Consider the following 11,773-nt stretch of genomic DNA (forward strand, 5'->3'; position numbering starts at 1 on the left):
TTACCGGAACAGAGTTTTTTTATAGGAGTGGATTCCATGCCACAGTTTTTTCTTAATAAACGATTGATTGTACTTCTCATCAGCGTAATCCTGCTCGTCGCCATGATCGGATTTTCCATAAGGGAGCGCGACCGCATTTCAAAACCCGAGCAATTTGTGCGTGATATTGTCGGCTTCGGCCAGACCATCATTGCAAAACCTGCAAATGCTATGGCCGTTTTTTTTGATAATATAAATGATTTGAAAAATACATATACCGAAAATAAAAAATTGAAATCTCATTTGGAACAGCTGACAAGCCTGGAAGCACAAAACCATGAATTGAAAAAAGAAAACGAAGAACTGAAATCCATTATTAAGGAAAAAAATAGTCTTGGAGATTCCGAGTCGATCCAGGCGCAGGTCATCGCACGCAATCCCGACAGCTGGTATGAACAAGTTGTCATCGATAAAGGCGAAGTGAACGGTGTTGAAAAAAATATGGCGGTGGTGACGAGTGGGGGATTTATCGGAAAAGTGACGCAAGTGGATAAATTTTATTCGACTGTTGAACTGCTGAGCTCGCCTGACGAAACAAACCGCATCTCTGCCAAGGTGCAAAGTGCGAAAAAAGATGCTTACGGTTTGATCGAAGGATACGACAAAAAAACAAAAATGCTGCTGTTGAAACAGCTTGATTTCAACATCAAAATCAAAAAAGGCGACCACGTGGTAACATCCGGCTTAAGCGGCATGTTCCCGAGCGGCCTGGTGATCGGGGATGTTGAAAAAATTGTTCCGGATGAAAACGGGCTGACGCAAACAGCTTATGTCAAACCGGAAGCCAATTTTTATGATGTGAGGGAAGTTTTGGTCATCAACCGGAAAGCGCAAAAACTAAACTCGAGTGTGCTGGGAGGGGGGCAGTGATGAAACGTGCGGTGCTCCCTCTCATTTTAAGTGTTTGCTATATCGCCGAGAGCTTATTTGCGCAGTTTTTCTCCGCCCAGAATTTTGGCGGAAAATATATCATCGTCCCCCATTTTTTATTGGTGATGCTGATATTAATGGGGATGTACTACCGGAAAAGGAGTGCCATCATTTACGCTTTTGTGTTTGGTATGCTCTTTGATGCCTTTTACACAGGGGTTTTGGGCATTTACCTGTTTTTTTATCCGCTTGCGGTTTACTTGACGATCAAACTGATGAGGATTCTCCAATCCAATATTTTTACCGGAACGGTTGTTGCAGCTTTTAATATGGCAGTCGTCGAGTTTTTGGTTTATGGCGTCAATTCGTTGATTAATTCGCAGTTAATGGGTTTCAGCGATTTTCTCAATTTAAGGTTATGGCCCACCCTTATTTTTAATGCCGCTTTTTTTATTTTGGCCTGGTATCCGATGCGCAATTTTCTCGTGCGGCGGGCGAGGGAAGAAGAGCAGGAGTAAACGCGGCACCGCAAAACTGTTAAAATGGGAAAAGAGGAATTTCATAACCTTTTGTCGAATATATCCGCATAGTTCAAGGTTTTACGATTAGTTCAAGGTTTTACGATTCGTTCCCGCGAAAATCCACTTATCCCGCAGGTGTTTTACGATGTCGTTTAAAAACAGCTTCCCAAAAAAGCCCGCCCGGAAAAGAAAGCGCCGGCGGACGGGTGCTGTCCCATTTTTATCAGCCGTTGAGGTGAGCAGTTTGAAATGAAGAAAATGCAAAATGTAACGATTAAAGGTACAAAAGAAGGAATTGTCCTGCATTTAAACGACCAATGCTCCTACCATGCTTTAAAAGCGGAGTTAAAACATAAATTATTGGCGCATTCTTCCCTTGAAGATGAAGAGAGCCCGATTATTGCCGTAAAGATCCAGCTTGGAAACCGTTATTTGACACCCGAACAGGAGGAAGAAATCAAAAGCCTTGTCCGCGCCCAGCGGAATCTGGTTGTAGACGAAATCATTAGCAATGTGATAACGAAAGAAGCGGCAGCAAAGGCAAAACTGGAAAATGAAATTGTATCCGCCACAGTCATTGTCAGATCCGGGCAAGTATTGAAGGTGGAAGGCGACCTATTGCTTGTCGGGGATGTGAATCCGGGCGGTACCGTCATTGCAAACGGCAATATTTTTGTCATGGGGAATTTGCGTGGGATTGCGCATGCGGGCTACAATGGGAGAAGGGATGCGGTCGTCGTGGCTTCCAACATGGTCCCTTCTCAGATCCGGATTGCCGACTGCTTAAATCGGGCGCCGGACCATTATGCGAAACAAGACCGGCACGAAATGGAATGTGCTTACATAGATTCTTCCAACCATATTATCATTGATCGATTGCAAGTTTTAAAACATCTGCGGCCGAATATTACGAGATTACGAGGAGGGTTCTAACATGGGTGAAGCGATTGTCATTACATCCGGAAAAGGCGGAGTCGGCAAAACGACTACTTCGGCAAACCTCGGCACGGCGCTGGCGCTTCAAGGGAAAAAAGTCTGCCTTGTAGATACGGACATCGGGCTTCGAAATCTTGATGTGGTATTGGGGCTTGAAAACCGGATTATCTATGATTTGGTGGATGTCGTAGAAGGTCGCTGCAAAATGCATCAGGCAATCGTAAAAGATAAACGCTTCGACGATAAGCTTTTTTTGCTGCCGGCGGCGCAGACAAGCGACAAATCGGCTGTAACGCCTGAGCAAATGAAACAATTAATCCATGAATTAAAGCAAGATTATGACTATATCCTGATCGATTGCCCGGCCGGTATTGAACAGGGGTATAAAAATGCGGTGGCGGGCGCTGACCAGGCCATTGTCGTGACAACGCCTGAAATTTCCGCGGTGCGGGATGCGGACCGGATCATCGGGCTGCTTGAAAAAGAAGACCATATTGAGTCGCCGAAACTCATCATTAACCGGATCCGCAGCCATATGATGAAAAACGGGGACATGATGGATATTGATGAAGTGACAAGCCATTTATCGATCGACCTGATCGGGATCGTGGCGGATGATGAAGAAGTCATCCGCGCATCAAACCAGGGGGAGCCGATTGCCCTTCACCCGAATAACCGCGCATCGCTTGCATACCGCAATATAGCCCGCAGAATATTAGGCGAAACCGTGCCGCTCATGCCTTTGGAAGACCCGAAAACCGGCATGTTTGCAAGATTTAAAAGATTATTCAGTTCAAAAACATCTTGAGATGGGCCGGCCCGGAAAGCCTTATGGCTTTCGGACCGGATTATTTTGATTCGGGTTCTATCCCTGTTGGACAGGTCATACATTGATAACAAACGAAAGCCTGGACAAGAGGGGGAGTTTGTTTGGGAAACCGCGCAGACGAAATCAGAAAGCAAATGGCAAAGCGGAGAAAAGTGGTGAAACAAGCGCGCAGGCCAGGCAAAGACTTGATTTATTCCAGCCTGATCCGTGATGAAGGCACGCATGTTTATGAACCATCCGTGAGGCCCATCCATCCGCTATTTAAAAAAGAAGCCATCCTGTTTAAAATTTTGGCTTCCGCCTGCCTTGTGCTCGCCGTAGCCATCCTGTTCAAATCAGCCAATCCGGTGTTTGACAAACCAAAAACAGCCGTGGAACGGGTCATGGAAACCGAATTCCAATTTGCGAAAGCGGCCAAATGGTACGAAGACAATTTTGGAAAACCGATCGCGCTGTTTCCGGACAAAGCGTCAAATACAGAGACGGCGGCTTCGGACGGGGAGCAGCAGTATGCCATGCCGGTATCAGGAAAAATCCTGACCAATTTTTCAGCAGACGGAAGAGGGGTTATGATTGAAACAAAACCGGGCGCAAACGTGAAAGCGATGAGCAGCGGCACCGTTATTTTTGCCGGCAAGAAAAAATCGCTTGGTAATACCGTCATTATCCAGCATGTCGATTCAACGGAAACTTGGTATGCCAACCTCGGAAAAGTGAATGTCCGGGAGTACGACCGGATCAAAGCCGGCGAAAAAGTCGGCACTGCAGCCAATAGCGGCGAAAAAGGGGAATTTTACTTTGCGATCAAAAAAGGTGGCGATTTTATTGACCCGATTCAGGTGATAAAATTTGAGTGATCTGTTTCTTGTGCTGAAAAAAATCAAAATCCATCCCCTTTTTTGGATTGTTGCGGCGATCGCCGTTGCCACCGCACGCTTCCAGGAACTTGTTCTGCTGTTTGCCATCATCTTGATCCATGAAATGGGCCACGCGGGTGCGGCGCAATTTTTTTCGTGGCGGATCAAAAAAATTATGATTTTGCCGTTTGGCGGTGTTGCCGAAACGGAAGAGCACGGAAATCGGCCTTTAAAAGAAGAAATGGCCGTCACGCTTGCCGGGCCCGTCCAGCACGTCTGGATCGCCATTTGCGCGTACGCCCTGTTTTACTTTCACATTTTGCCGGAATCATTGTATATACAAGTCCAGGAATGGAACCGGGCCATTCTTTTTTTCAATTTGCTCCCGATCTGGCCGCTTGACGGCGGTAAAATCGCCAATATGGCGTTTTCAAGGTTTTTCCCGTTTTTGCGCGCTTTCCGCATAACGATTTTCAGTTCGCTCGCCGTTCTTCTCATCTTCCATGCAACGGCGCTTTTCAATACACCGGCGAATCTGAATATTTGGGCAGTTGCTGTTTATTTATATGCCTCGCTTTGGAAAGAATGGAAACAGCTGTATTTTGTTTTCATCCGTTTTCTGCTTGAACGGTATTACGGAAACAGGGATCCGCTTCATGATTTGGAAACGCTCCGTGTAGACGCAGGTGCTTATTTATATGAAGTATTGGAATCTTTTAAACGGGGCCGCAAACATCCGCTGATTGTCTTGCAAGGCGGGGTGGAAATCGGGAAACTGGATGAAAATGAACTGCTGCATGCCTTCTTTTCTGAAAAGCAAACGCATGCGAAAGTAAAAGATATCATGTATAGTTATTGATGGAAGCTGCGCTTTTGACTTCACGCGGCATCAGCAGAAAAAATTGTGTGGTGTATGCATGTTGTCCCAGTCGATTGTAATCAATTTTAAAACGAGGGAAAAACGGTATGCGGTCTTGGAAAACGGGGAAGTAGCCGCCATCCGGATCCGGCAGCCCGGTGATGTTACAAAAGTCGGGAATATTTATCTTGGAAAAGTGGCGGCCGTCAAACCCGGTATCAATGCTGCATTTATCGATATCGGCGGGGGCCGGCACGGATATTTGCACATCGGCCGGCTCCCCGCTTTTTTGCACGGAAACGATGAAATAAGAGAGCGCCCGATTTCGTCATTTTTGGCGGCCGGGCAGCCGATCATCGTCCAGGTCAAAAAAGACGGAACCGCATTGAAAGGGCCGCTTTTAACCGGTATCATCGAGCTTGCTGGTGAGCAAATTGTCTATCTCCCGGAGGGAAAATATACGGCCGTATCCAAGAAAGCGGATGAAGCCGAAAGAAAGCTGTGGCGGAGCAGGGTGCGTGCGCATCTCGAACCGCGTGAAGGGATCATCCTCCGAACGGCCGCCTTGACGGGGGACGGAAAATGGCTTGATGAGCTCAAGACAATGAGGAAGAAGTACCGGGCAATGGTTGACAAGGCCTCACGTGAAAAAGCCCCTGCGGTTTTATATGAAAAAAATAACGTCGAAACCGAGATTTACCGTGAACTTGTCCGTCTGAAAAGTGGAACGGTCATTTCGGATGATCCGGAGATACTAAAGCGACTGAAAAAATTGCTGGAAAACCATCCGGAGCTGGACTGGTCGCTTGAGTTTTACAGCGGGCAGGTGAATATTTTTACATACTACAAGATTGATGGGGCACTTGAAGATGCATTGAAACGGATTGTCTGGCTGGAAAACGGCGCGTATATTGTGATCGATGAAACAGAGGCGTTGATCAGCATTGATGTCAATACCGGAAAATACACGGGCAGGCAGGACCAGGACGAAACCGTGCTGCAAACGAATATGCTTGCGGCAAAAGAAATCGCAAGGCAATTGAAACTGCGTGATTACGGCGGGATGATCCTGATTGATTTCATTGACATGCAAGATGAAAAGGAGCGTGAAAAAGTCAGGCTGGCCCTGGAGAAAGAGCTGGCAAACGACGGTAAGCAAACAAGGATCACCGGTTTTACCGAGCTCGGCATTTTGCAAATGACGCGGAAAAAAACGCGCAAATCGCTGCCGGAAACATTGCTTAAAGTATGCCCGGTCTGCAAAGGGAAAGGAAAAATTGAAAGCCCGGAAACCGTTGCTTTCCGCTTGGAACGGGAACTGTTGGAAATGCCTTCCGGACTTCATGAGGCTGTGCTGATCGAATGTACAGAAGATGTAAAAGACTGTTTCTGCGGGGATAATCTTGTGCATCTTGGCAGGCTGGAGCATCTCCTCCACGTCAAACTTTTTTTCCGTATCATTAGGGATGCCCATCCGTATTATGCGATCCGCCAATTTGGGACGGTGCGGGAACTCGGGGAGAAAAGCAGTTCTTCCCGTTGACAAAGCAGCAGTCCTGTGGTATGATCAATATGTTATGTTTGTAGCGCCTGTGCTACAACCGCTCAGGAACAGGCATGCAAGTTTTTACGTCATGTAAAACGCCTGTCTTTGGCGAGTCTTAGTCTTAAGGAGGTGCAGTGATGTACGCAATTATTGAAACCGGCGGAAAACAAATCAAGGTGGAAGAAGGCCAAGCCATTTACGTTGAAAAACTGAATGCTGCTGAAGGCGAAACCGTTACATTTGACCGCGTTCTTTTTGTCGGCGGCGATTCCGTGAAAGTCGGCAGCCCTGTTGTTGAAGGCGCTACGGTTACGGGAAAAGTTGAAAAACACGGCCGTGCGAAAAAAATCGTTGTGTTCAAATATAAAGCGAAGAAAAACTACCACAAAAAACAAGGCCACCGTCAGCCATATACGAAAGTGGTCATTGAAAAAATCAATGCGTAAGGCGGCCGCGATATGATCGAGGTCTGTATCAAGCGCACGGAAGACGGAAGAATTTCGTCTTTTCAAATGAAGGGCCATGCGAACTTTGCGGAATACGGACAGGACATTGTCTGCGCCGGCGCATCGGCTGTTTCTTTCGGGACAGTGAACGCGATGATGGAAGTGGCTGGGGTTGAACCCGAAATCCGCCAATCCAAAAGCGGCTTGCTGCAATGCAAAATTCCCGCGGGTCTCCCTGAAGAGGCAAGCGAAAAAGCACAGATTCTGCTTGAGGGCATGGTTGTATCCCTGCAGACCATTGAACGGGAATACGGGGAATTTATCCATATTACCTTTCAATAGGAGGTGAAACTTATGTTAAAATTAGATCTTCAGTTTTTCGCATCCAAAAAAGGTGTTGGTTCCACGAAAAACGGCCGTGACTCGATCGCAAAACGCCTTGGCGCAAAACGCGCGGACGGCCAATTCGTAACCGGCGGATCGATCCTCTACCGCCAACGCGGAACGAAAATCTTTCCGGGTGAGAATGTCGGCCGCGGCGGCGACGACACTTTGTTTGCGAAAGTTGACGGCATCGTGCGTTTCGAACGTTTCGGCCGCGACAAGAAAAAAGTGAGCGTATATCCGGTGGCAAAAGAAGCCTAAGCTTAAACGAGCCCCGGCCGTATGAAGCGGCCCGGGGCTTTTTTTACATATTGCCGGTGGAGCTTTTCGTTTAAAGAACGGTGCATATGGCAAAGATTTTTGTTATACTTAAAACTAACATATTTCTGCAAATGGGAGCTATTTAAGATGGAAAATTGGACGACTGTTGAAGTGCTCCGCCATGCAAGGCACGATTGGCTGAACAAACTTCAATTAATTAATGGGTATGCCAGTTTAAATAATATGGAAAAAGTCAAAGACATCGTAGAGGATATCATCCTGGAAGCACAGCAGGAGTCGAAACTGTCTAATTTGCATCTGCCGAAATTTGCCGAGTTATTGCTTACATATAATTGGGAAGGGCACCCTTTCCGGCTGGAGTACGAAATTTTGGACGCCGATAAGCGTTTACTGCCGGAAGACGGACGGCTTTATGGCTGGATGAAAAGCTTTTTGGCGTGCGTGGAGGAAATGGCGGATCCGTACGGCGACAATCTTTTATCATTAACGTTTGGCACTCCCCAATCAGCCGCCCGTTTCTTTTTTGAATTTAGCGGTACAATAAAAACGCCGGGGCTTTTAACAGGTTGGCTCGAAGCGGAATGCCGGGGGCGTCATGTTGTGCACGCACAATCAGAAACCGTTTTCTCAGTCGAAGTTGTATTTCCGGAAGTTCCGGCCGGAGGAAAGCTTTTATCATAAAACTTAAGCAACAAATGTTGTAAAGGTGGTTCTATATTTTATGTTTGTCGACCAAGTAAAAATTTATGTGAAAGGCGGGGACGGCGGCAACGGCATGGTCGCATTCCGCCGTGAAAAATATGTGCCGATGGGCGGGCCTGCCGGCGGCGACGGCGGTCGCGGCGGCGATGTTATCTTTGAAGTGGACGAAGGATTGAGAACGCTGATGGATTTCCGTTACAAGCGGCATTTCAAGGCAAACCGTGGCGAAAACGGCATGAGCAAAGGGAAACACGGCCGCGGGGCGGAAGATTTGGTCGTAAAGGTACCGCCGGGAACGGTTGTCATTGATGATGACACGAAGCAGGTGATTGCCGATTTGACGCGCCATGGCGAACGGGCGGTGATCGCAAAAGGTGGTCGCGGCGGAAGGGGCAATATCCGTTTTGCCACGCCGGCCAATCCGGCGCCGGAAATCGCCGAAAACGGGGAACCGGGCCAGGAACGCTATATTGTCCTTGAATTAAAACTGCTTGCCGATGTCGGCCTTGTCGGGTTTCCGAGCGTAGGGAAATCGACACTGCTTTCCGTAGTTTCTTCGGCGCGCCCGAAAATTGCGGAATATCATTTTACGACGCTCGTGCCAAATTTAGGCGTGGTCGAGACGGATGACGGAAGAAGTTTTGTCATGGCCGATCTGCCGGGGCTGATTGAAGGCGCCCACGAAGGCGTCGGACTCGGACACCAGTTTTTGCGTCACATCGAGCGGACAAGGGTCATCGTCCATGTCATTGATATGGCGGCAGTGGAAGGACGTGACCCGTACGGGGATTACTTAACCATTAACGAAGAATTGAAGGCCTATAACCTGCACCTTACCGAACGCCCGCAAATCATTGTTGCGAATAAAATGGATATGCCGGGCGCGGAAGAGAATTTAGCGCACTTCAAAGAACAGATTGGAAGCGGCACGCCGATTTTCCCGATTTCTGCGCTGACGCGGAAAGGCTTAAGAGATTTGCTTTTTGCCATCGCCGATCTGCTTGACAAAACGCCCGCTTTTTCGCTGTATATGGACGAAGAAATGGGTGCTGGGTCAAGCCGGGTCGTGTATAAGCACGAAAAAGAAAAAGCGGATTTTACGATTACAAGGGATCCGGATGGTAGTTTTGTGATACACGGGGAAAAAGTCGAGAAGCTGTTTAAAATGACGAATTTTAACCATGATGAGTCGGTCAGGCGGTTTGCCCGCCAGCTCCGCGGGATGGGCATTGATGATGCGCTCCGTGAACGCGGGGCGAAAAACGGCGACACGGTCCGCCTCTTGGATTATGAATTTGAATTTGTAGACTAGCCGTGTGGGACGGGAGAGAAGGAAAACCGGCCCCGGCACGGATACGGTGAATCTAGTGGAGGAAGGGCACTTTGGAAAAGAAAGCAGAACATAAATTTATATTGGTCCGTGAAGATGTTTTGCCGGAAGCGATGAAAAAGACGCTTCAGGCGAAAGAACTGCTCGAAAGGGGAAGTGCGGTGTCGGTCGGGGATGCGGCGCAAAAAGTCGACCTCAGCCGCAGCGCCTTTTATAAATACCGTGATACCGTATTTCCGTTCCATTCGGTTGTAAAAGAAAAAATCGTGACGTTGTTTTTTTATCTTGAAGACCGGTCCGGGACATTATCCGAAATTTTAAGGATCATCGCCTCATATTCGTGCAATATTTTAACGATCCACCAGACAATCCCGATCCAGGGGCGGGCGAACGTGACCATTTCCTTGAATGTTTCGGATATCCGGGCGAGTTTAAATGATCTGTTGGAAGAACTGAATGCATTTGAGTTTGTCAACAAAGTAGAAATATTGGGGTCCGGAGCGTAATACTCCGGCTGCCGGGAGAGGAAACGAATGAGAGCAGCATTTTTTGGCCCGGAAGCAACCTTTACCGATATTGCGGTTCAGTCGGTTTTTCCCGATGCCCGCCGGATTGCTTACCGGACGATTCCGGAATGCCTGGAAGCCGTCAAGGAAAAACAGGTGGATATGGCGGTTGTCCCTTTGGAAAACGCCCTTGAAGGCTCTGTCAATTTAACTGTCGATTATTTATATCATGAGGATCTTCCGCCGATCCGGGCAGAAATCGTTGTACCGATCGAGCAGCATTTTATGGTCCATCCGGAGAATGTTGCCGAATGGCGGAAAACCGAGAAAATTGTGTCGCATTCGCATGCATTGGCGCAATGCCACAAGTTTTTGCACCGGGAATTTAAACATGCGGCCGTGGAGCAAATGGGTTCCACCGCCGCCGCTGCGAAATACGTGAGCGAGCATCCGGAGCTGAAATGGGCGGCGATCGCCAACGAAATGGCGGCGGAACTGTACGGTTTGGAAATTGTAAAACGGAGTATCCATGACTATCCTTTCAACCATACAAGGTTTATTGTCCTGGCTTATAACAAACTGGAAATCCAAAAAGCGCCGTCGTTCCAAAAATCGACGATCATGATCACGCTGCCTACGGACAAGGCCGGGTCGCTGCATCAGGTGCTTTCCGCTTTTGCATGGCGCGAAATTAACTTGAGCAAACTGGAGTCGCGCCCGTTAAAGACGGGGCTCGGAAACTACTTTTTTATGATTGATTTGAACCATTCCCTAGATGAGAAACTTGTCCGCTTTTCGTTGGAGGAAATCCGCGCCCTCGGCTGCACGGTTAAGGAGCTTGGGAGCTACTGCAGGTATATGGCGGAATAGGATTGGGAAAAGGCTGAACCTAAAGCTTAAGCTGTTGCTTTTGGTTCAGCCTTTTTTAATGCATGAAAGACACTTCAGACATTTTTTCGCCATGAAATGTCTTTCAAAGGAGGGATAAACGACACTTTCGCAATTTTCATCCCCGAATTGCCCTTCAAAAGCGGCATGGGGCACTTTAAGCCATAACGTTCTCAAAAATGTCCTTCATAAACCGGCTGCTCAAACACATTCAGGGCAGCTCTTTTTCATTTTCAGTAAACAGAATCCCTAATGCTTTCAATGCGCGTTCTGCGGCTTCCAACTGCTGGTGGTTTGCGGCTTCAACCGTATGCAGGTGGATGCCGCCCGTCAATTCAGACAAGTAGCTGGCATTCGTTTCTTTAATGCGGCGGATAAACTGCGCCACTTCTTCACGGGTTGACACCATGATGGATGCGGTTAAGTCGCCGTATACAGGATGTTCCACCTTTACGTCCTTTACGGTCACGCAGTTATCGACCAGCACGTTCAGTTCTTCTTCCACCTGACCGGGGGTATGGGAGCATGCGATCGTTTTTTCAACGGTTGTTTCCGGACGGACGGGGTGCATATATAAATAACCTTGGCTTGTGGCAAGGATCGGTTCGTTTTTTGCCTTCAGTAGCGTAATGTCATTCACGATAATCTGGCGGCTCACATTCGCCCTTTTTGCCAGTTCCCCGCCTGTAATCGGGGACCGGCTTGCCTGCAGCCACTTCACGATCAATTTCCGCCTTTCATCCCCGGGAATTTTCTTCTTTACTGCCAACATCGTTTC

The 11,773-nt window shown here is 47.9% G+C and carries 15 protein-coding genes and 1 other annotated feature; of the genes, 14 read left to right on the forward strand and 1 reads right to left on the reverse strand.

Annotated elements, in window-relative coordinates; translation table 11 throughout:
• The first annotated feature begins 36 nt into the window (after window positions 1–36).
• The 14 genes from mreC to pheA all read left to right on the forward strand — a co-directional run bounded on the left by mreC (window position 37) and on the right by pheA (window position 10,977).
• The gene (gene mreC / locus GBH70_RS00975; protein ID WP_151679276.1) at window positions 37–909 is read left to right on the forward strand and encodes a rod shape-determining protein MreC; all 873 of its coding nucleotides are present in this window, start codon (window positions 37–39) and stop codon (window positions 907–909) included.
• Window positions 909–1,427 carry a rod shape-determining protein MreD gene (gene mreD / locus GBH70_RS00980; protein WP_151679277.1) on the forward strand — a complete coding sequence of 173 codons (519 nt, stop codon included), beginning with the start codon at window positions 909–911 and terminating at the stop codon, window positions 1,425–1,427. The genes mreC and mreD overlap by 1 nt, the downstream gene beginning before the upstream one ends.
• A gap of 252 nt (window positions 1,428–1,679) precedes the next feature.
• On the forward strand, window positions 1,680–2,363 hold the full coding sequence (gene minC, locus GBH70_RS00985; RefSeq protein WP_151679278.1) for a septum site-determining protein MinC: 684 nt from the start codon (window positions 1,680–1,682) through the stop codon (window positions 2,361–2,363).
• A gap of 1 nt (window position 2,364) precedes the next feature.
• Window positions 2,365–3,174 (forward strand): septum site-determining protein MinD, encoded by an 810-nt coding sequence (gene minD, locus GBH70_RS00990; protein ID WP_151679279.1) that lies wholly within the window; start codon window positions 2,365–2,367, stop codon window positions 3,172–3,174.
• A gap of 122 nt (window positions 3,175–3,296) precedes the next feature.
• Window positions 3,297–4,052: a M23 family metallopeptidase gene (locus GBH70_RS00995; RefSeq protein WP_151679280.1), complete on the forward strand. Its 756-nt coding sequence runs from the start codon at window positions 3,297–3,299 to the stop codon at window positions 4,050–4,052.
• On the forward strand, window positions 4,045–4,911 hold the full coding sequence (locus GBH70_RS01000; RefSeq protein ID WP_151679281.1) for a M50 family metallopeptidase: 867 nt from the start codon (window positions 4,045–4,047) through the stop codon (window positions 4,909–4,911). The genes GBH70_RS00995 and GBH70_RS01000 overlap by 8 nt, the downstream gene beginning before the upstream one ends.
• Before the next feature lie 61 nt (window positions 4,912–4,972).
• Window positions 4,973–6,454 (forward strand): Rne/Rng family ribonuclease, encoded by a 1,482-nt coding sequence (locus tag GBH70_RS01005; protein ID WP_151679282.1) that lies wholly within the window; start codon window positions 4,973–4,975, stop codon window positions 6,452–6,454.
• A 46-nt stretch (window positions 6,455–6,500) separates the two neighbouring features.
• Window positions 6,501–6,583, forward strand: a sequence feature (ribosomal protein L21 leader region).
• An 11-nt stretch (window positions 6,584–6,594) separates the two neighbouring features.
• Complete coding sequence (gene rplU, locus GBH70_RS01010) at window positions 6,595–6,903, forward strand: 50S ribosomal protein L21 (RefSeq protein WP_151679283.1); 309 nt, start codon at window positions 6,595–6,597, stop codon at window positions 6,901–6,903.
• 12 nt (window positions 6,904–6,915) lie between these two features.
• Window positions 6,916–7,245: a ribosomal-processing cysteine protease Prp gene (locus GBH70_RS01015; RefSeq protein ID WP_151679284.1), complete on the forward strand. Its 330-nt coding sequence runs from the start codon at window positions 6,916–6,918 to the stop codon at window positions 7,243–7,245.
• Window positions 7,246–7,257: 12 nt separating this feature from the next.
• Window positions 7,258–7,548, forward strand: a complete 291-nt coding sequence (gene rpmA, locus GBH70_RS01020; RefSeq protein ID WP_151679285.1) for a 50S ribosomal protein L27 — start codon at window positions 7,258–7,260, stop codon at window positions 7,546–7,548.
• Window positions 7,549–7,695: 147 nt separating this feature from the next.
• Window positions 7,696–8,250: a Spo0B C-terminal domain-containing protein gene (locus GBH70_RS01025; RefSeq protein ID WP_151679286.1), complete on the forward strand. Its 555-nt coding sequence runs from the start codon at window positions 7,696–7,698 to the stop codon at window positions 8,248–8,250.
• Window positions 8,251–8,290: 40 nt separating this feature from the next.
• On the forward strand, window positions 8,291–9,583 hold the full coding sequence (obgE, locus tag GBH70_RS01030) for a GTPase ObgE (protein ID WP_151679287.1): 1,293 nt from the start codon (window positions 8,291–8,293) through the stop codon (window positions 9,581–9,583).
• 71 nt (window positions 9,584–9,654) lie between these two features.
• Window positions 9,655–10,107, forward strand: a complete 453-nt coding sequence (gene thrR / locus GBH70_RS01035; RefSeq protein ID WP_151679288.1) for a transcriptional regulator ThrR — start codon at window positions 9,655–9,657, stop codon at window positions 10,105–10,107.
• 27 nt (window positions 10,108–10,134) lie between these two features.
• Window positions 10,135–10,977 (forward strand): prephenate dehydratase, encoded by an 843-nt coding sequence (gene pheA / locus GBH70_RS01040; RefSeq protein WP_151679289.1) that lies wholly within the window; start codon window positions 10,135–10,137, stop codon window positions 10,975–10,977.
• 229 nt (window positions 10,978–11,206) lie between these two features.
• Here pheA and GBH70_RS01045 read toward each other — a convergent pair whose 3' ends face one another.
• On the reverse strand, window positions 11,207–11,764 hold the full coding sequence (locus GBH70_RS01045) for a transcription repressor NadR (protein WP_151679290.1): 558 nt from the start codon (window positions 11,762–11,764) through the stop codon (window positions 11,207–11,209).
• Between the last annotated feature and the right edge of the window lie 9 nt (window positions 11,765–11,773).

It is taken from the genome of Weizmannia acidilactici, from assembly GCF_008974225.1.
In the GTDB taxonomy this organism is placed as follows: Bacteria; Bacillota; Bacilli; order Bacillales; family Bacillaceae_C; genus Weizmannia; species Weizmannia acidilactici.